Here is a 20,831-nt window from a genome sequence, read left to right as displayed (position 1 = left end):
TCACTCCCGACATACTTGGTGAAAAATTAGCAGTTCATTCATTCTGCCTGATTTAAGTATAGAACAGCCTTCTGAACAAAAATAAAACAGTTTCTGAACATAAAAAATAAACACTCCCTTTTGGAAGTGTTTAATCTTCTTCTGAACAAAGTTTATAGTAGCGGCTATATATTACTAGCTACCAGCCTGGTTAATTCATGAAACTATTGAGCTATCATATTAAAAATAATTGTAGCAATACTGCCAACAAAAGCAATAATACCCAGTGCTAATGCTTGTTTTTCATTTTGCGGAGAGTGCTTAGCATAAAGGTAAGCCCCCGCTGCTACCACCGGGCCCAAAAAAACAAAAAGTATTTTTGGCACAGTACTGCCGTGGATATCCCAATTAGTATTGATTTGCAAAGAAATGTTTTCCGGCAAGAAGAAAAAAGCAATACCATTTACCAACACAACTAAAACAAACAGCACAAGAATAATTTTGCCCATTGATGACACTTTTGACATAAGTTATCCCTCCATTTTGTTTTTTTTCTCCCATGAAAAAACCCATCTTTACCGGACCAACTAAAGCAACCCATCGCTGTGTTTCCACATTTCACTTTATGTTAATATCATTATATTTGCCTGGGGCTATTTTTATCATTATCCAGTAAAATAGAATGCCAAATAGCGTTGCCCCGCCCAGCACCACCAGATAAACCGGGAGTTCTGCTTCAGTGGCAAAGTAAGCTGTTCTACCTGCCAGATAAAGCAAATAGTAAAGCCCTCCCCCTGCTACCATGGCCAAAACAACGTTAATATTTTGCTTAATAGCCTTTTGCGGACTATCCCAGGTTAAATAAGGCCGCATAAAATCTATCAGTAAACTTAAGGTAATAGCGGGAAAGCTTAACACCATTCCTCCCCCAAGAACTATCAGAAGTTCTGTTAAACTCCAGGGCAGCATAATAAGCGACATTAGAACAACTATAGGTAACGTCAAAGAAGCTAGGATAAAGGAGTAAAGTATCTTTCCCTGAATTTGTTTTTTTGGAGGAATTGGAATTACTTGAGATACCCAAAATAACTTACCTTCCCGGGAAAAGGAACTAGAGGCTGCCGGAACAAATAATGCCAAAACAGCGATAAAAACCGCACCTCCCAAAAGTTGCGCAACCCGAGGCTCCATTTCTTGAAGGACAGTTATCAACTGATCCATACTTCCTCCGGAGAGGGCTGGGATGACAAAGAGTAAAGGCACTATGGCCAGCATAGCTACGCTGTTGAAAAGATAAATTGGAGTTCTAAAAAGGTATTTTATCTCCCGCATAGCGATTGCCCAAACAAAGGAAGTGGGCTGAGAGATTTTCTTTTCCAGTTTTTCCTGGGAAATGGCTTTGCGGCTCTGAACTTCCTCCCCGCCGATAAGACCTTGATAAAATATTTTTTGTCCAATTAAGAGCATCGAAGCTATGCCTGCAAAACTAAAACCCAGAAAATAAGCAAAATTAAGAATCCCTTCCACGCCTCCAGAGGTTAAAGCCTTTGTAGCAAATAGTGCGGGGGGATAAATCCTGCTAACATAGCTTACTAATCCTTGTTCTTCTAAAAATAGCATCTCAATAAATTCTGCTTCTTCTCCCACTGGTATCCCAGTAATAAAGTAGTTAAAGCCTAAAAGGATAAAAATAAATAAAACAAGTCCAATCATACGCAATGTATCTCTTCTTCTGCTAAAGTTAGTCACCCTCATCAGAAAAAGAACAAAAATTGAAGCAAGAGTCAAAGGTATTACCGGCACTAAGAAAAATACAACTGCACCGATAATCCAGTAAAGGGGGCCGGCGCCTGTATTGCTACCGTAAACCCATAGAGCCGGCAAGTAAAAAGGTAAGATAGTTAAATAATCATAAATTAAGACTACAGAAAATTTAGCTCCCAGGATATCTTTGGGGAGGTAAGGTAACGGAACTAAAATCGATAAGTCTTTTGAGTAATAAAATACAGACATCACAAAGACAAAGCCAAACATCAGTACCAGGACAGAAGCTAAAACCAATGCCGAGGTCAGCACCACTTCTGCCTGACCAAAGGTTAAGCCTGCTTTGTAGGTTTCTTGAACCAATCTTAAATAAAGGTAAAAAATAGGTCCTAGACTTATAACAATTAATGCAAATAGTCCTAAGCTTCCAAGAAACTTCTTTATGTCTTTTTTGCGGTACCAATTTATTGCGGAAAGACTAAAGTTCACCCTTATTTGCAGCCAAATTAGTTGTAGCATTCTCATTTATTTGTCAACTCCAGGAATATTTTTTCCAGGGATTCTTGGTCTTCCGATAGGTTATTAAGCTCGGCCATGGTACCACAGGCAATAAGCTTTCCTTTATGAATAATACCGATGCGGTCACAGAGCTTCTCAGCCACCTCCAATACATGGGTAGAAAAAAAGACTGTATTCCCTTTATTACAGTGTTCTCGCATATAATTTTTAAGATTGTTGGCAGACTTAGGATCTAGCCCCACCATGGGCTCATCCAAAATAAAAACCTCAGGCTCGTGTAGTAGCGCCCCGATAAGGATTATTTTTTGACGCATACCATGAGAGTAGGTTTGAATCAGATCACTAACTGCCCCCTTTAATTCAAAAAGATCTAACAGGGCATTGATTCTCTCCCGTCTTATTTCCCCCGAAACACCATAAGCGTCCCCTAAAAAGTTCAAATACTCGATGCCTGTAAGCTTTTCATAAACTTCGGGAGTATCAGGAACAAAGCTTATGGATTGCTTTGCTGCTAAAGGGCTTTCTGTAACACTGTGGCCATTGATGGTAATAGTGCCATTATCAGGTTTTAAAAGCCCTACCATCATTTTAATAGTAGTGGTTTTACCAGCGCCATTAGGTCCGAGAAAACCAAATATTTCTCCTGCCTTAACCTCCAGGTTAAGCTCATCAACAGCTTTTATAGCTCCATTGTTATAACTCTTTGATAAATTGGAGATCTCAATCACTTTGTATACCCTCTCTCATTTATTTCATTACCACCCATCTCGGCTGCATTAGTATCTTTTAATTACCCTACCCTTCTTCATTACCCATGTTTTTCCTGCAGCTTGTTAAAAAATTAGCAAGATTTCAATACTGGTTTGCATAGCAGCTTCGTAAACTGCGAAGAGTATAACTCTGGCAAGATGAAAAAACACTCTCTTTTGGAAGTGTTTAATCCTCTTCTGAACAAGTTATAGTAAAGTTCCCTGGTCTTAGGACTGGGATCCACCCCCAGTTCTTCTTCAGGTCTACTTTTTTACTGCGAAGTGGTAGAAAATGGATGGTAGGAGTTATTAATATTTTATTAATTTAGTTTTTTTTGCTAATGGTAAAATAGCCCATAAAGTCAATAATATCAGGCTTTCTTGGAAGACAGGAAGTGGTAAATTAAGGGTATTTGCCTTGACATTAAAACTAGGGAGCATATAATAAAAAGTAACAAGTTATTCCATTTTAACCAATTCTATAGCTTATTGAATCGTTTTTTCAAACCTCATTTCAGATAATTCAGAGAGTTCAATATACTTTAATCCACCTCAAACAATTAACCATATACATAAAATAACATCATGACGGATATACGTATCTGTCGTTTTTGTTTCGCGGGTTTTTTATACCGGAAATTATATCTCAGTTAGCAATGCTTTAGCAGTAACCGGTACTGGAAGGCGCGCGTTTAGGAAATCTAATACGCGCGCCTTTCTTTGTAAGGACAAGCTTGAATATTACACAGGGAGTCTGAATATATTTGCATGTCAGATGCTTTTTTTGTTATGCATTTTTTTTTTAATGATAGTGTTATGATTCACTTAAAATAAATGGAATTGGAGGAATGCATTATGAATATTTATTAAATTATGTTTGGAATGTGTAAATAGCTGCACCATTCTAAAACAAAATCATGAAGGAGGAAAAAGAATGAATAGTCGTACGCATCAATATACGCCTCTTACACAGAGCGATATTGACAAAATTGATCAGGCCACCATGGAGGTGCTGTCGGAAACCGGTTTTGAAGTATATCAGCCGGAAGCTTTTGAGTATTTTAAAAAAGTTGCCGACTTCGTTGATGAGGAAAATAAGATAATCAAATTAAAGGAAGAAACCGTTAGGGAACTAATTTCATCAGCGCCTTCAAAAATAACACTTTACGGACGAAATGAGAAGCACGACTGCCATCTTGGATCAGGGAACGTATATTTTGGGACCGGTGGTACAGCTTTACACATGCTGGACCATGGAGAAAAAGATAGCAGGCCTGCCTTGCTGCAGGATCTTGAGAATGTGGTCAGAGTTGTTGACAAGATGGATAACATTGACATTTGCTTACTGCCAACTTACCCCAATGACTTAGATGTTAATGATGTAGATATAAACAGGTTTTTTGCAGGACTGACCTACACTGACAAGCATGTTATGGGCGGTGTCTATACTTCGGAGGGTATAAATGAAGTGATTCGTATGGCCGAAGAGGCTGCGGGTTCTCCGGAAGCGCTGCGGGAACGTCCATTCATTTCCTTTATAACCTGTGGAATCAGCCCACTTAGAATTGATGATAAATACGGAACTTTTATGATGCAAATTGCCAGAGAAGGCCTTCCCCTGGCAGTGCCGGTAGAACCATTATGCGGCGGCACTTCACCTATGTCCGTGGCCGGTACGCTTGTGGTTCAAAATTGTGATGCCCTGATTAATATTATGCTGACTCAGTTAGTAAATCCAGGGACTCCGGTAATATATGGGTGTGTTGCTTCTTCAATGGATATGAGTACTATGCGATATTTAGGTGCTCCTGTGGAAAGCGGTTTAATCAATGCCGCAACAGCACAGATGGCCCAGCACTATGGTATCCCCTATTATTCAACTGCGGGCATCAGTGATTCAAAAGTACTGGATGCGCAATGCGGATATGAATCGGCTGTAACGAACATGCTGGTAGGTTTGGCAGGAGCAGATTTTATCCATGATGCCGCCGGTCTGATGGAATTTGCCTTTACAGTAAGCTTAGAGAAGCTTGTAATCGATAATGAAATCCTCGGCATGGTGAAAAGATCGATAAAGGGCATTGATGTAACCGAAAAGACCCTTTGCGTCGATGAAATCAAAAAAGCCGGACCCGGCGGAAACTTTGTAGCCAGCAGAACTACCAGGAAGTTTTATAGAACCGAGCATTATCAGCCTACGCTCAGTGACCGCCAGCAGCGTTCAGTATGGAAGTCGGAAGGGCATACAACAGCCGATGAAAGGGCTCATAAGATTGTTGCCGGAATTCTCAAAGAAAAACCGAAAAAGTACTTTTTGTCTAAACACAAGTACGCCATATAAGAGGAGGTTCGAGCTTTGGAAGGAGTGGTAACATGATTATTATCGGAGAACGGGTTAATGCAACCAGGCGAAGTATAAAAAATGCCATTCAACAGAAAGATGCCGATACCATTAAAGCTGAAATAACCATGCAGGATTCTGCAGGAGCACATTATATTGACCTGAATGCGGGCACAGGTTCAGGAAATGTACAGCAGGAAAAGGATGATTTATGCTGGCTTATTGATATAGCCCTGGAGTGTACAGATAAGAAGATTGTCCTGGATTCATCCAGCGCTGAAACTCTTAAACACGCTGTGGAGCACCTGGATAACCGCAGGCCGTGGATGCTAAATTCCATTAATGGTGAACTGACTGCGCAGTCTATAGAAATTATTGAACTTGCCTCTCAGTACCAAGTTCCTCTCATAGCCCTTGCTATGGATAAGGATGGCATACCTGCTGAGGCTGAGAAAAGACTGGCTGCCTGTGAAGCAATATTAAACGAAGTTACAAAAAGAGGATTGAAGGAAGAGCTTGTCTTTTTTGATCCCCTTGTGCTTCCTGTTTCAACAGATGAAAAGCAGGCTATGGTTACCTTTAAGACCATCCAGAAAATTAATGAGCTCTTCCCGCAGGCCAAAACCACCATGGGCTTATCCAACATTTCTCATGGGTTGAAAAAACGCTCTTTGGTAAACGGGTCTTTTCTAACCACAGCTGTTTGTTTTGGTTTGCATTCAGCTATTTGTGATCCCACCCAAAAAAGTATCCAACAGTCTGTTGTCATGGGTAACTTACTTGCCGGTAATGATAAGTTTTGCAGAAAATTCTCCAGAGCTATCAGGCAGGGGGTATTTGAGGAAGAGGTGAGTTAATTGGATGAACAAAAAGTTCAGTACAGAAAACCTCTGCATGTACAGCCTGTTGAACGTCTTACCCAAGCACAGGTTGAGGCAATACATGAGGCCTCAATGAAACTGTTGCAGGAACAAGGACTTAAATGTGCGGGAGAACAGGCTGCCGATGTATATCGCAGTGCAGGGTGCACGGTAACTGAAATTAAAGACGAAAAGCAAAAGCAGTGGAAAATAATTTTTCCGGAAAAAGTACTTAAAAAGGCACTCAGCAGTGTGCCTTCCCAGGTTGTTCTCGGTGCCAGAGATCCCCAAAACACCTTATATTTAGATGCAAATGTTCCTGCGGTATATTTTGGAACCGGCTCAGAAACAAATATCTATCTCAGGTCTAAGATAGAAAACTTTGTAAGTGCCGACAATGAACAAAATAAACTGCAGTACCCCGTATTTCAGGAAGAGGCTGGCTCCATCTCTGCCCTGCGTGAATCAGCCCGTCTTATAGACCACCTGGAACATGCAGATTTCTTTATCAGAAATGTAAACATCCAGGACGAGGGGATAGACGAATCCAACAAAGATGTAAATGTTTTTTTTAATGCTTTGCTGAACTGCGCAAAACATGTCCAGGGGGGCCTGGCTGATGTCAAGGCTCTGCCTGAGGTAATATCTTTGGCAAAAATTATTGCCGGGGAGCAGTCTCATCTCCCGTTGTCTTTTATTGTCTGTCCAATAAAGAGTCCTCTGTATATGGTTGCCGACAGCTCTGAGAAAGTAATAGCCATTGCAGAGGAGAACATTCCCATGGTTATATCTTCATCTCCTCAGGGGGGCTTGACGGCACCGGTTCAGGAAGAAGGCATACTCATGCAGATCAATGCCGAAATCCTGGCAGGCATTGCATTGGCCCAGTTTTCTAATCCGGGAGCACCTGTTTTATACGGGTCCGTGCCGGTGCGGACACGCCTTGATACACTTAACGATTGTTATGGTACGGCTAATTTCAGCCACTATGCCATGGGGTGTGCCCAAATGGCACGGTTTTATGGTATACCGTGCTATTCATCATCAGGGGTTGGTGACGCAAAACGCCCGGGGATTCAGGCAATGGCTGAAAAGCTATATTCATACAAGGAGGTTGCTTCTGCCGGAGCACACTATATTCACTATTCTTTTGGCCTTCTTGACGGCACAAATATCTTCTCCCCGCTGCAGGCCGTCCTGGATAATGCCACAATCGCTATGGTAAAGGATCTTTTGCGCAGCCCGAGCTTCGAGGAAAAACATATTGAAGAAGCTATACAGGAGATCAAAACTACCGCAGAAGGATCAGGTATGTTTATCCGGAAAGTCAGAAAGCAGCTTCGCAGAAACATAGTTTCCGATATTTATGAATTTATCTCAGAGGGCGAGGAAGATCAGGTTTTTGTACAGGCACAGGCAAAGCTTGACGCTTATCTTGCCGATAATTCGAACACTTTGCCGGAGGAAACAATCCAGGAAGTATATCAAAAAATACCAGGATTACTAAAACAATCTTAGAGGAGGATTATCATGAGTAAAGATAACTTATTAAAAGAGTTGGAGTATTCCATCGTAATGGGGCACCTTGACGCGGATGACGAAGGCTTTGACGGAACTATGGAAGGTACACCAGGAACATTGGAACTAATGGAGCAAGCCCTGGATGAGGGTATCGATCCCAAAGAAATATTAGACGTGTTCCCGGCTGCCATGGAGCAGGTGGGAGAAAGATTTGAGTCAGGGGAATTTATCCTGCCGGATATGCTGGCAAGTGCAGAATGTGTGGGTCAGGCCATGGATATCTTAGAGCCAAAACTTAAGGCAGGCAGCAGTTCCGATAAAGGTAAATACCTCATTGCCACCGTAAAAGGCGATTTGCATGATATAGGTAAAAATATTGTGGCTACCATGCTCAAAGGCGTAGGCTATCAGGTTAAGGATTTAGGTATTGATGTTTCTTCGGAAGAAGTGGTTGAGGCTATCAGGGAATTTAAACCAGACTTCGTGGGTCTCTCCGCTCTGCTCACTTCTACCATGATTGAAATGGAGGAGACCGTTAAGCTTATCAGAAAAGAAGGTTTTTCCGATATCAAGATATTTATCGGCGGAGCACCTACCTCAAAACAGTTTGCAGAAAAAATTGGCGCAGATTTTTACTGCCGGGATGTCATGGATGCCTTGCAAAAAGTTCAAGAGGTTAAGGATGCATCATGATTGTTTCTGATAAACACCTGAAAAAAATGCTTTCCCCTGCGGAAATGCAGGCAATTCATGCAGGAACCTGCAAGCTTTTAGAACAAACAGGGGTTAAGGTAACACATGAAGGTATTGTTGAAATGCTCTTATCCCGGGGAGCTGAGCGTAAAGGGGACAGAATTTGTATTCCCCGCGATATGGTGGAAAACGCTATAGCGGATACTGCCAAATCCATTAAGTTTGATGCGCCGGACCCGGCCTATGGGTTTACGGTCAATGCGGCTGAAAACCAGGTTAAATTTGGTACCGGTGGCCAGGCACTCTATGTTGTGGATCGTACTTCCGACGGATGGGAGAAAAGATCTGCGGGAACGGAAGATTTAAAACAGATTCTGGCTCTTTGCAACAAACTGAAAAATGTTGATTTTATTACCCGCCCTGTGGAATGTGATGTTCCGGATGACCAAATGGATGTGGAGAAGGCCAGAATTTTTTCAGAATACTGCTCAAAACCGATGAATCTTGCCAATCTCATCAAGAAAGAACGTTTGGATGAGGTCCTGGAAATAATCGGAGATCCGGCACATGTTTCTTTTATCGTCTGCCTGGTGTTAAGTCCTCTGGTTATGGATAATTCTGCAGGTGACAAATTAATTGCTCTGCTGGAAAAAGATCTGCCCGTTGCTATATCCAGCTGTCCCCAGGGGGGAAGCACCGCACCATTATCTGAAGTTGGGGAACTGCTGCAAATAAATGCCGAGCTTTTGTTTGGATATGTGTTGGCCAATGCCATTCGGCCCGGTGCTAAGGTGCTGTATCGGGGGATACCCATCACTTCCAACCTTTATACCGACGGAACCCCCCGCTGGTGCCAACCGGAAAGTATCAGACGAGTTGCCCTGGCGGCGCAACTTTGCCGTTATTACAATCTTCCCTGCTGTGGAACTGCCGCAGTTTCCGATGAGGAAGTACCGTCTGCACAGGGAATTAGTGAAAAAGTGCTTAGCCTGGTCTATGAGTCGGCATCAGGCGCACAATATACAAACAGTGCTTTAGGCATGCTTCAGCAGGTCATGTCGGTTTCGCCATATCAGTATGTAATAGACGATACTCTGTTGGGGATTGTAAAAGAAAAATTCAGTGAGGATCAGTCCGGCGAAATTGCAAAATTAGCAAAAAATGCTGCTGTAGAAGGACTCAGCCGTTTTGGTGTTTCGGTGGATGACAAGATAGAAGCTGAACTGGATGCCCGGATACGTTATATTGAAACTCCCCTGGAACCTTATAGCGAGGAATATATTGATAAGCAGCTTGCCGCTATTGAAAAAGCAGCAACCAGTTCCGGAGGCAGCACTGTCTTTATGAGAAGCGCCCGTAAGGGTCTCAGGGAAGGCTATCTTTATTCTGGAAACAGAATTGATGCCCCCCTTGATTTGTCAAATACTGCAGAGACTTTGAAGACATTATTAACTGCGAAGGCATAAAATATGATGCTGGTTATGAGTCCGCTTTTAAAATAAAAGGAGGAAATTTAATGTCTGGTTTAGCGGGATATATTGGGGAACGTGCAACAGCAAAAGATGTGGAACAAATGATAGAAGCTATAAAACATCGAGGTTCAGGCAGCCCCTCATTGCAGGCTGTCCCATCAGGTTTTGCCGGATTTGTGGGAGCAAACTCCCTTGGCTTTAGCGGTGATAAAGCGCCCTTTGTGATTATGGACGGAACGCTGATTCGTGATGACCGGCAAAATGGCGCTTCAGATGCCGACTATCTGAGAGAAGAATATATGAAACACGGCAAAGATGCGTTTAGCCGAATGGTTGGCAGCTTTTCCTGTGCCATTATGGATGAAAATGAATGTATAATTGCCCGGGATCATGTAGGAGCGCGGCCATTGGTATATCATGAGTTGCCCCAGGGAGATTTTTTGTTTGCGTCTGAAGCAAAGGCGCTGAAACAGCGCGCCGACAGTGTGGAAGAATTACCGCCCGGTCACTATTATTCAACCCAAAAAGGGCTTGGACAGTTTAAGAACTGCTCTGTTACTCTTCCTGAGTGGGAGTCTACTGAGGAAGCTATTAAAGCCGTCAGGGAGTTACTCATCAAGTCTATAGAGCAGGCAATCTCCAGCGGTAATATTAAGGGAGTTGCTTTAAGCGGTGGGCTGGACAGTTCGATTATATTGGCTGTAGCCCGTGAGTTTGACAAGGATATTGCAGCTTTTACAGCTACCTTTGCCGAACGTCACGGTGAAGACCTGGAGTATGCAAAGCTTCTGGCAGACCAACTTGGTGTTGATCACCATATCTATGAAATAACCCGGGAAGATATAAAAAATGTTCTTCCAGAGGCGGTTTGGTACCTGGAATCCTTTGATGAGGATTGTATTACAGGGTTTATCGCCAACTATTACACATCTCGTTTTGCATCAGATCATGTAAACAGTGTGCTGGTGGGTGAAGGCGCTGATGAGCTTTTTGGCGGGTATTTCAGGGAACTTCAGGATATTTCGGACCCTGAAGAAAAAGAGAGAATTGGCAGGAAATTGCTGGAAGTATCTTATAATACGGCCCTTCGCAGGCTTGACCGGGGCTGGATGGCCAACAGTATTGAATATTTTGCTCCGTTTCTACACCCGGCAGTGGTTTCCCTGGCCAATAACATACCTATGGACCTTAAGGTCTACCAGAAAGAAGACGCGTCCATTGAAAAATGGATTCTGCGCGAAGCTTTCAGAGATTTTCTTCCTCAGGAAATTGCAGATCGTCCAAAATTAAGATTTTCCCGTGGTGTTGGAGTAGATGATCAGGTTGATCAAGCCATTCCGGCCTCCATTGGGGAAAAGGAGCTTCAGCAATCGCCAAAAAGCTCCGGAGGCATAGCGCTGCAGTCACCAAAAGAACTCTATTTTTATAAGCTCTTCCAGGAGCATTTTCCACAGGGTTACGAGGGCCTTACTGCAAGATGGGATCCATTTAAGTAATTCCATATCTTTTAACGCGCAGGTGATGAACTAATGAAGGTTGGGTTTCCCAATAACCCCCGTAAAGTAATAAAAGATGAAATAAAATGGATAGCCGATAACGGGTTTGATTTCATTGACTTATTCCTGGAACCGGATAAAAGTGAACTGGGTAAGTTCAATGTCAGGGAAATCAAGAGTCAGCTGGATTTTTACGGCCTGGAACGGGTCGGCCATGCCGCCTGGTATTTGCCCATTGGTTCATCGTTTAGCGAGCTGAGAACCTGCGCAGTGGAAATTGTCAACAGATACCTGGACGTTTTTGCCAACGTAGGGTGTGATTTTGTAACCATACATTCAAACTGGCCTACGTCCCTGTTTTCAGAAGATGAAGGTGTAAAATTCCAAACTGAGTCAATACAAAGCATTTTAAGCTATGCGTCAAAAGCAGGAGTTAAAATAATGCTGGAGCCGCTGGGGACGATTCATGATCATGCCGGCAATATTGACAGGATCCTGGCATTAAACGACCAACTTTATTTTCACGCTGATATCGGCCACCTAAATCTTTATGGCCGGGATCCTGTAGAATATTTGCTTCGGTACAAAGATAAACTGATGCATATTCATCTGCACGATAATAACAGTATAGATGACCTTCACCTGCCTATAGGGACGGGAAATATTGATTGGGATAACCTGATAAACGTCCTGAAATCTTTCTATGACGGCACGGTAACCCTAGAAATTTTTTCTGAAGACAAGGATTATGTTTTGTATTCTAAGAAGAAGCTTTTGGAAAAATGGCAAGGAAACCATGACAACCGCTGAAAGAGGGAACCAGCCGGCTACTATTTCAATTAAAAGGGGGGGGCATCATGAAAGTTACCGTCTACCAAACGGCGCCTAAGCTACTGGATTTAAAGAGCAACTTAGAAGATGTTATCAGCAAAATTCACCACGCACGGGAAAAAGGATCGGACCTGGTGGTATTCCCCGAATTGGCACTGACCGGCTATTTTGTGGGGGACCGTTTTCATGAGGTGGCTCTCCGCATGGATTCAGATGAAATTAAATCTCTGGCAGCGGCTTCCAAAGGCACCGCTGCAATAGTTGGCTTTATTGAGGAATCACGCTCAATGAACTTTTACAACTCTGCTCTGGTGCTGGTGGACGGGGAAATTGTTTTCGCCTATCGCAAAACAAACCTGCCCAATTACGGTGTTTTTGAGGAAGGCAAGCTCTTTTCCACCGGTAAACGAATTTGCACCTTTGATTATATGGGTTTTCATATTGCCGTCTTTATCTGCAACGATATGTGGCATCCGTCTTTGCCCTATCTGGGGATTACACAGAAAGCGGATATCTTTGTTACCCTGTTTAATTCTTCTCAGGGTTCCATGGGTTCGGAATTCAGCAATATAGAAACCTGGGGTGTTATTAACACTTTTTATGCCCGCATTTTTGGTATCTACAACATTTGTGCCAACCGTGTGGGCGAAGAGTTGACATCCGGCAAGCTCAAAAACGGCTTACCGGTCATTCCGCCGGGACAAACTGTGGAACATTCCACCACAGGTGGGGACAATCCTTACCGTTTTTGGGGCGGCAGCGAAATCGTTAACCCTTTTGGCCATACCATCAGTAAAGCCGAGCTTTATAACACCGATGAAATAGAAGCCAATATCTCCAGTGAGATACTGCGAAAAAAAAGGATTCTGCTGCCATATGTTAAAAATGACGACCCCCATTTTACCGACCGGGAGTTAAAGCGTATCCTGTATAAGCACAGGTGAGTGATTTAAAGATATGGGTTAAGCACTAAAAAAGACAAGGGTTAGGCCCTTGTCTTTTTTAGTGCCGTTTATTCCTCTTCAGAACAAAGTTTATAATATAGCTCCCTGGTTTTGGGACTGGGATCCACACCCAGTTCTTCTTCCAGCACCTCGGTCAGCGTTTCATACTGCTGCAATACGGCCATCCGGTCTCCCATGCCGGCATAGACCTGCATGAGCAGGGCATGGGCCTCCTCCAGCAGGGGATTAGCACGCAGAATGGCCCGTAAACACGAGGCAGCCCGGGAGTACTGGCCTTCAGCGGCATAATAATGAGCCAGTCGGTCCAAAACCTGCAAGTAGAGTTGGTTCAACCGCTCCCGTTCCGCGGCAACCCAGTCGTAATCTATTCCTTCCAGATATTCACCGCGATACAGCGCCACCGCTTCTTCAAGGTCCTGGGCGTCCACCTCAGCAACAGCTTTTCCCGCCGCCTGCGCCAGGGACTCAAAACGGTGAATATCACAGGAAAACATCTCTTCATCCAGTCGGTACTGGCCGCTCTTATGCCGCACCGGCTGCTCCCCGGCAACGTTCTTCACCGCTCTGCGCAGCTGATACAGGTTGGTATGAAACAACGTGGATGCCTGTTCCGGATCGGTTTCCGGCCACAGGTCCTCCAAAATTTTTTCTTTTTGCACCGGCTTTTCCCGGTGATGAATCAGATAGGCAAACAAATCCCGGGCCTTGGTGGTGCGCCAGGCCACTTCTTTTTCCCCGCCACTGACATGAAAAGCACCCAGGCAACTTACCTGCAGACACGCTTCTCTGGCAAAGGGGTGGGGCTGAGTTTCCTGCTTTACCGGGCGGGCCTCGGCCTTCGGTGGTTGGGCAAAGGTTTGCGCCACCGCCAATGCCTGATCCCGAACACCTTCATCAACGTCGGAGAGCATTTTCTTCACCGCCTGTTCCCGGCCAATTATGGCCAGCGGTGCAATCACCCGCCGTCTTACAGCGGGATCGGGATGAACTGCCAGTTCGGCCAGCATCTCTGCTGCCTGCTCTCCCATTCTCCGGATAATCTCTTTTACAAATTCGGGCGCCAAACCTTTTTCCAGTCCAACCCGAACCACCGGCAGCATCATTTCCGGATTGGCCACAAACAGCTGAATGCAGCTTTCCGGAGCCGCCAGCTCCAGGCAGCGAACCGCATAATTTTGCGCCGCCGCGTCTTCGCCCAGCTGTCTTTTGGCCAGAGCCAAAAATGCACAGGTAACACAAATGGAGTACTTGGCACCAATCTGCTCAAGGACACTCAGCGCCTGCTCCAGCATAGCGGCGCCTTTTTGTGGTTCCCCCTGCCAGATAAATACGGGAGCTGCAGCCTGCAGACAGACGGCATAGATAAACTGGGACTGGCCTCTGGCCATCTCCAGCGCCTCATCAACCAGCTGCCGGGCTTCTTCCAACCTGCCGCGGCTTCCCAGAAAACGGCCGTAAAGCGCTTTGCTGCGGGCCTGGAAAAATATTTCCCCACCCAGTTGCCCGGCCAAATCTATGGAACGCATAAAATTTTCTTCCGCTACATCAAACTGGCCCAAGGCGGCCTGCACCACGGCCAACTGCTGCAGGGCATAAGGCAAGGCTTCCGTCATCCCCAGCTGTTCTTTGGCTTTTAGGCTGTTTTGGGCATATTCCAGCGCCTGGTCCAAATCGCCCCAGTCATGATAGATGGTGGCAATGCTGTCGCGCAAAAGAAATGACTGACGCTCCTGCTCAGGAGCCATTTCCGCCGCGCGGTGATGAACGGTTACCGCCTTGGAGTAATCTCCTTTAATAAAATGTATTTCACCCAGCCTTTCCACCAGCTGGGCTGCAATATGGACTTCCCCTTCCTGTTCCGCCAGGGTGAGAGCCTGATTCAAAAGGTGAACCGCCTTATCCAATTCACCGCGCATGCCAAGCACCAGGGAATACTCCATGGTCATATCATACCACTCTGCCACGGGGCGCCCGGCAAATTGGGGCAAAATCTCCTCCAGCATCTGCATGCTTTGCCCGTAATCTCCCCGGGAACGGAGAATCCGTGCCAGGTAAAGCTTGGTCTGAAAAATCCCGTCCTGGTCCCCGGTTTGGGCAAGCGCCTCGGCAGCCTGCCTGATTAAGCCTTCCGCCTGTTCAAGCCGGCCGCTGTTTAACAGCACCACACCTTCAAAGAGCAGCATTTTGGGATGCTCTTGTTTTATATCCTCAGGAATACTCTGCAGCCAGCGCCGCACCGTTTGCCAACGGCTGTGCAAAAGCATGGTGCCGGCCACATTTTCCACCGCATGCACCGCCCGGCCAAAGTCACCGGCACCCAGAAAACACTCCACAGCCCGAACCGGATACCCGGCCTGTAAATAACACTGCCCCGCTTTTTGCAGCAGATTACTCTTCTTTTCACCCAACCGGCTCAGCAGAAAATCCCGGAAAAGGTGATGGTAACGGTACACATCTCCTTCGCCTACCACGGCAAAAAGATTCTGTTCTTCCAAAGAATCCAGAACTTCATATGAATCGTCTCTGTCCAGGAAAAGATCACAGATTTGGGGAGTCATAAAATCTAAGACTGCTGTGGATTGAACAAAATCAGCCAAATCCTGGGGCAGGTTCTGCAGCACCTCGGAGGCCAGATAATGGTATATTTCTTTGCGATGGGAGTTGGTCCGCCGCGCCGACGCTTTCTGCCGCACCTTGACACTGTTTATGGAAAGTCCCGCCAGACGCAGAGCTGCTGCCCAGCCGCCCGTTTCCTCATCCAAATAGGAAATGGTTTCACCGGAGACCGGCTCGTTATTCTCCGCCAGCAAAAAACCGCTGATTTCATCGGTTCTAAACCGTAAATCCTCCAGGTTAATTTCCTCCATTAACCCGGCGATTTTCAGACGGCCCAAATGCAGAGGCGGTAAAGTGCGGCTGGACAAAACCATATGCACCTTGTCCGGCAGGTACTCCAACAGTTGCTCCATAAAACCATGCACAGCTTCTTCCTCAATGGCATGATAATCATCTATGACTAAAATCATTTCTTCTTCCAGGTTGGCAGTCAGGCTGTTTACCAGGGCAGTGGTGATACGGCGCAGTTCTTTTTGCAGATCCGTGCCGCGCTCCACCAAATCCATTATCTCCACACCCAGGCCGGGCAAATGCTTCTCTATTCCCGCCAACAAATGCTGCACAAAAAGAGCCAGGTCATTGTCGAAATGGTCCAGCTGATACCAAACCACCTGCGCTTTCACCTGACCGGCAAACTGAGAAATAAGCACCGTTTTGCCATAACCCGCCGGCGCTGAAATCAGGGTAAGCTTACGAGACTGGTAATCCGTAAACTTCTCCAGGAGTCGGGGACGCGCTAATAACCTTACACCGGTGCGCGGCGCAAGGAGTTTTGAAGCCAGGATTCGATCTGAAAGAGACAATTTTTTCCCCTCCCGGAATTTGTTACGGTTCAGAAACATCTTTGTTAGTATATTCTCTCTCTAAAAAAAGGAGTCCTGCCTTTTACGCTTTAAGATTAGCTTTATTTTTATCGGGGCTAATAATCTGCCAGCGGGCCGCAGAAAGGGGCTCCGACAAACAGCCCAGCGCCAGACCCACCAATGCAAAAACAAGGCCGGGTATTACCGCATGAATGCCCCAGGGTTGGCGCAGGACAAACTGCCAGATTAAAGTGGCCATCCCCCCCAGCAAAATACTGAGCATCCCGCCGGAAGCACCGGGGCGGCGCCAAAACAAGCCGATATAGATGGGTACAATTAAAATGGCGGTCATGGTATAGGCAAAAATTATGGCATCAATTATAGTGGGCATGGTGAGCGTCATAAGAAATGCGGCAGTGCCGATAATAACAACGGTAAGCCGGCCTCCGTTTAAGCGCGCCCGGTCTGTCACGCTCTTTTGCAATGCCCCTTCATACAAATCTTTTATTACATTCATGCTGGTACTGAGTAGAATTGAGTTGGTGGTGGTTAAAATAGCACCCACAACAACCGCTATAAACAAGGCCCCCGCCCAGTCAGGCAGCACCGCGCTGATAAGCGCCCCCGCCACATTATCCAGCTCCACACCAGGCCCCAGTATCACCCGGGCAGAATAACCAATAACAGGGATTATTAGCCCTGTCAAAATAAACATACCTGCTGCTGTTAAGAATCCCGCTTTTTTGGCCTCCTGCGGAGATTTTACGGCATTAATCCGCTGAAACACCGTGGATTGACTGGCCAGGGTAATTCCCACCACAGACAGCACATTGCCCAAGACCAAATGGGCAGGCATAGCTGCAAAGGGCTGAAAAAATTCTGCGGGGAGCTGCGCAGAAATGGCGGTTATCCCGCCACCACTGCCGATGACCAACAAGGCAATAACCACAAGCCCCACCGAGATAAGCAAACCCTGAATGGCATCGGTGAAGGCAATGCCCATTAAGCCCCCACCCAAAGCGGTGACAACAAACAGGACAGCACCCATCAGTGCTGCCGCATTGGGCGAAACACCAAGAAAACCGGCCAGGATGCCGGCAAAAGCCATAATCTGGGTACAGATGATGGCAATGTCTGCAATAATAATCAGAATTGCTGCTGCGGTTCTGGCCTTATCATCATAGCGCAGTGCCAACAAATCCGGCACCGTATGCTGATTTAGCGCTCTCACCCGCTCCACCACAAAAAAAGCCATAAACAAAGATGCAATCATTCCGCCCAGCGGTACAAAGTACCAGGCCAAACCGTAAGTATAGAAAGCGCCCGGATGCCCTATAACAACAGCGCCCCCCACGGCGGTGGCCACAATGCTTCCCCCCGCCACCAACCAATTCAGCTTTCTGCCAGCCAGAAAGAAGTCATCGGAAGACTGCACCCTTCTGCCCAAGTAAAACACTATAACCAAAATAGCCAAAATATAAATACCTATAATCAGGCCCACAGGCAGTCCCCCCTCTCTAGCGTAAAAAACGCAGAAATTTTGCCCCAGTCCTTTCCTATTCGCTATCCCTCCCCCATTCCCTGCATCCACTCCGAAATCGCGCGCAAATCGGTGCAAATCGGGGACGGACCTTTTTTTGCACTCTAACAGGACAGAGGAACCCTCTACGAGGACAGGCAGTTTGCTATGTCCACAAAATTCCAGCATTATTTCCTTTCGGTCACATAAACAAGAAAGCTATACAAAGATTCTTTACATGCCAATAATGTAATGATACTATAAACATGTAAGGAGTGATACCATGATTAAGGCCAAGATTACTGGTAAGGGCCAAATAACCGTCCCCAAAGAGGTACGGGAAAAACTCGAGGTTGGTTATGGTGACTATATTACTTTCGACATTAGCGGCAAAGAAGTAACGGTGAAGCCGCTGAAAAAAATTAATTTAACAAATCTATACGGCACCCTGCCCGCCACTCGCCCTTATAAAAACAAAGAAGAAACCCGCCGTGAAGTGACAGAAACACTCACCTCTTACAGCAGGGATAATAAAGAAGATGAATAATCTATGGTTAGATACAAATGTCCTGTTAAGATTTATTACCGGAGATCCCCCCGAAATGGCAAGAAAAGCCCTTTCACTGTTTAGGCGTGCAGAAGCGGGGGAAGTATCATTATGTCTTTCAGTACTGGTAATGGCTGAAGCCGTATGGACCTTAACATCTTTCTACCGGTATTCAAAACAAGAAGTCAGTGATGTATTAATTCCACTTATCAATGCAGACGGAATCCTTGCTGAAGAACCTGAACTGCTCCTGGAGGCTTTGACTCAAATGACTGCGCAAAATATAGACTTTGTAGATGCATATCTGGCAGCAGCGGCACGCCGGAGAGGGGAACCTGTCTGCTCCTTTGATGAAGACTTCAAACGTTTGCAAGTTACCCTTATCCCTCCCGAATAAACATACCACGGACCCTATATTGTGCAATTCGGGGACGGACCTTTTTTTGTATTTATTCGCCAAAGCCCTGTCAATGAAAAATGGTCAGATGGACCATCTGCGAGGCAGGCGGGTTTTCTATGTCCACAAAATAATGGAAGCACTTCAGATTGAAGTGCTTCCATTATTTGTTTTTGGGGATGGGATTGGCACTTGTTGGGTAGCCACTTGGCGCAGTGGTAGCAGATGCCCAATGTAACGCGCAAAGACATAGACTACCAACAAAACGGCGATAACTTCCAGAAACGTTGCCACATGCACCAGCAGGGGTAGCTGCAGTCCGCCTGCTATGAAAGCGGCATTTGCACCTTTCATGCCGATGGCGCTGATAACAATGGGAAAAGTAAAGGCGGAGTAGCTGGGATAGAACTGAAGTTTCAGTAATTTAGGCAGATAAGACAATGCAAATACGATTAGCAATAAAGACAGGGAAACCAAAAATCCCAATACCGCCATATTCTTTTCCGGAAAAGAATTTAAATACCCTGCCAGACAGAGGCTGGTAGGAGCTGCAAAAATGATGGTGGTAGGCAAGGCTGCTTCCGGGATTTCTTTAATAATGAAGAAGCGATAAAACACAATTGGCAGTAATACTAAGTTAGCAGCAAAGCCAAACCAGAACAATGCCTGCCCCAGAGCCAACAAATTATAGGCTGGGGCTGTCACACTGGCAACCACAATGCCCACATACACAATAAAGTAGCTGGGAAAAACTTTTTTTATGTTAAAACCAACAATGTATCTCTTGGTAAAGTAAGCAATGAGTCCGATGTGCAGCAGTACACCAAAGAGCCATACCCCATAGGCCACTGAATAGGTGTAGGGCAGCAGATAGGTGGATAATAGCATAATGCCCATAGAAAATGTAGGTGTGACACTGGCCACCACCGGATTATCAAAGCCCTCCCGCAGACACTGCGGGGTAGTTACGAACTTGCTCACCAGTAACACAAAAATAACTCCGGCCAATAAGCCGAAAATGTTTCTGTACGCACTTCCGTAAGCACCCAGTAAATTTCCCAGAGCAGCCATGCCCAGCATTAAGCCGGCAATGGGAATTGGTATCTTCTGAATAACTTTACCCATAAGCTACCTCCCTATTGTTCATCCAGATTCACAAGGCCCTGCTCCCGCACCACAATGGCCGCCACTTTCTCGGCAATCTCGCCGGTAAAGGAGACACATTGGTCTTTATGCTCCCCTGCTGCCATATCCATACCTTTAGTTAGAATGCGGCAGCAAAGATGTTGATGGTTATCTTTAAAGCTTTGCTGTAGCTCATTGGCCAACTCCAATGTTTTCTGGACTTTAGGGTCGCCTCCGGTTGTGCGGCCAAAAAAGTAGCCCAAGGCCATCACACCGCCGGAAACGGCTCCGCAGACACATTTGGACTTGCCGATCCCCACCGGAAAACCAGAGGCCATGGCAATGATCTCATCGGGCATATCAATGGCGAAGTTATCTTTAACAGATTTGATAATGGATTCGGAACAATAGAAATCACCCCGTCTGAACATGTCTTCTGCATCCTGTTTTACTTTATTTACACTGACTTCATTTCGCAAGCAAAAACCCTCCTGTCTTATAATCCCAAGCAAATTATAACACGGAGGGCGGCTATGCAGTGATTGTTCTTATCTATAATGTCTTGGCACTTTATTGGCAAAGCCGATACATATGGGAAAGGCTTCCCCCGAAGTTTTTCGCTGGGGAAGCCTGT

The 20,831-nt window shown here is 45.5% G+C and carries 17 protein-coding genes; 10 read left to right on the top strand and 7 right to left on the bottom strand.

Annotated features, from left to right (window positions below; genetic code table 11):
- Positions 1-203: 203 nt before the first annotated feature.
- From DEALDRAFT_RS06490 to DEALDRAFT_RS06480, 3 genes are all read right to left on the bottom strand, one after another.
- Positions 204-506, bottom strand: a complete 303-nt coding sequence (locus tag DEALDRAFT_RS06490; protein WP_008515963.1) for a hypothetical protein — start codon at positions 504-506, stop codon at positions 204-206.
- A 91-nt stretch (positions 507-597) separates the two neighbouring features.
- On the bottom strand, positions 598-2,268 hold the full coding sequence (locus DEALDRAFT_RS06485; protein ID WP_008515961.1) for a putative ABC transporter permease subunit: 1,671 nt from the start codon (positions 2,266-2,268) through the stop codon (positions 598-600).
- Entirely contained in the window at positions 2,265-2,990 is a 726-nt protein-coding gene (locus tag DEALDRAFT_RS06480) for an ABC transporter ATP-binding protein (protein WP_008515960.1), read from the bottom strand. Before DEALDRAFT_RS06480 ends, DEALDRAFT_RS06485 begins: the two co-directional genes overlap by 4 nt.
- 955 nt (positions 2,991-3,945) lie before the next feature.
- On the opposite strand from DEALDRAFT_RS06480, the gene DEALDRAFT_RS06475 reads away from it, so the two are divergent.
- The 8 genes from DEALDRAFT_RS06475 to DEALDRAFT_RS06440 are packed head-to-tail and all read left to right on the top strand — an operon-like array spanning position 3,946 to position 13,169.
- Entirely contained in the window at positions 3,946-5,352 is a 1,407-nt protein-coding gene (locus DEALDRAFT_RS06475) for a trimethylamine methyltransferase family protein (protein WP_008515959.1), read from the top strand.
- 32 nt (positions 5,353-5,384) lie between these two features.
- Positions 5,385-6,209 (top strand): dihydropteroate synthase, encoded by an 825-nt coding sequence (locus DEALDRAFT_RS06470; protein WP_008515958.1) that lies wholly within the window; start codon positions 5,385-5,387, stop codon positions 6,207-6,209.
- Complete coding sequence (locus tag DEALDRAFT_RS06465) at positions 6,210-7,730, top strand: trimethylamine--corrinoid methyltransferase (RefSeq protein WP_008515957.1); 1,521 nt, start codon at positions 6,210-6,212, stop codon at positions 7,728-7,730.
- A 12-nt stretch (positions 7,731-7,742) separates the two neighbouring features.
- On the top strand, positions 7,743-8,426 hold the full coding sequence (locus DEALDRAFT_RS06460; protein WP_008515956.1) for a cobalamin B12-binding domain-containing protein: 684 nt from the start codon (positions 7,743-7,745) through the stop codon (positions 8,424-8,426).
- A complete protein-coding gene (locus tag DEALDRAFT_RS06455; protein ID WP_008515955.1) occupies positions 8,423-9,892 on the top strand; it encodes a trimethylamine--corrinoid methyltransferase in 1,470 nt (489 codons plus the stop codon). The genes DEALDRAFT_RS06460 and DEALDRAFT_RS06455 overlap by 4 nt, the downstream gene beginning before the upstream one ends.
- A gap of 50 nt (positions 9,893-9,942) precedes the next feature.
- Positions 9,943-11,394 (top strand): asparagine synthetase B family protein, encoded by a 1,452-nt coding sequence (locus tag DEALDRAFT_RS06450; protein WP_008515954.1) that lies wholly within the window; start codon positions 9,943-9,945, stop codon positions 11,392-11,394.
- Between the two features lie 33 nt (positions 11,395-11,427).
- A complete protein-coding gene (locus tag DEALDRAFT_RS06445; protein WP_008515953.1) occupies positions 11,428-12,204 on the top strand; it encodes a sugar phosphate isomerase/epimerase family protein in 777 nt (258 codons plus the stop codon).
- Between the two features lie 47 nt (positions 12,205-12,251).
- A complete protein-coding gene (locus DEALDRAFT_RS06440; protein WP_008515952.1) occupies positions 12,252-13,169 on the top strand; it encodes a nitrilase-related carbon-nitrogen hydrolase in 918 nt (305 codons plus the stop codon).
- A 68-nt stretch (positions 13,170-13,237) separates the two neighbouring features.
- On the opposite strand, the gene DEALDRAFT_RS06435 is transcribed toward DEALDRAFT_RS06440, so the two are convergent.
- Positions 13,238-16,609, bottom strand: a complete 3,372-nt coding sequence (locus DEALDRAFT_RS06435) for a BTAD domain-containing putative transcriptional regulator (RefSeq protein WP_008515950.1) — start codon at positions 16,607-16,609, stop codon at positions 13,238-13,240.
- 82 nt (positions 16,610-16,691) lie between these two features.
- Positions 16,692-18,110 carry a sodium:solute symporter family protein gene (locus DEALDRAFT_RS06430; RefSeq protein WP_040378581.1) on the bottom strand — a complete coding sequence of 473 codons (1,419 nt, stop codon included), beginning with the start codon at positions 18,108-18,110 and terminating at the stop codon, positions 16,692-16,694.
- A 301-nt stretch (positions 18,111-18,411) separates the two neighbouring features.
- Between DEALDRAFT_RS06430 and DEALDRAFT_RS06425 the strand changes: the two genes are divergently transcribed.
- The gene (locus DEALDRAFT_RS06425; RefSeq protein ID WP_008515948.1) at positions 18,412-18,675 is read left to right on the top strand and encodes an AbrB/MazE/SpoVT family DNA-binding domain-containing protein; all 264 of its coding nucleotides are present in this window, start codon (positions 18,412-18,414) and stop codon (positions 18,673-18,675) included.
- Positions 18,668-19,072 carry a PIN domain-containing protein gene (locus DEALDRAFT_RS06420; RefSeq protein ID WP_008515947.1) on the top strand — a complete coding sequence of 135 codons (405 nt, stop codon included), beginning with the start codon at positions 18,668-18,670 and terminating at the stop codon, positions 19,070-19,072. Before DEALDRAFT_RS06425 ends, DEALDRAFT_RS06420 begins: the two co-directional genes overlap by 8 nt.
- A 144-nt stretch (positions 19,073-19,216) precedes the next feature.
- Here the strand turns inward: DEALDRAFT_RS06420 and DEALDRAFT_RS06415 are convergent, their stop codons facing one another.
- Entirely contained in the window at positions 19,217-20,197 is a 981-nt protein-coding gene (locus tag DEALDRAFT_RS06415; RefSeq protein WP_008515946.1) for a TDT family transporter, read from the bottom strand.
- 11 nt (positions 20,198-20,208) lie between these two features.
- Positions 20,209-20,676: a C-GCAxxG-C-C family (seleno)protein gene (locus DEALDRAFT_RS06410; RefSeq protein WP_008515945.1), complete on the bottom strand. Its 468-nt coding sequence runs from the start codon at positions 20,674-20,676 to the stop codon at positions 20,209-20,211.
- Positions 20,677-20,831: the final 155 nt, after the last annotated feature.

This window comes from Dethiobacter alkaliphilus AHT 1 (assembly GCF_000174415.1).
Taxonomy (GTDB): Bacteria; Bacillota; Dethiobacteria; order Dethiobacterales; family Dethiobacteraceae; genus Dethiobacter; species Dethiobacter alkaliphilus.
Note: the sequence above shows the minus strand (reverse complement) of the source record. Positions and strands in the feature narration are given on the sequence as shown.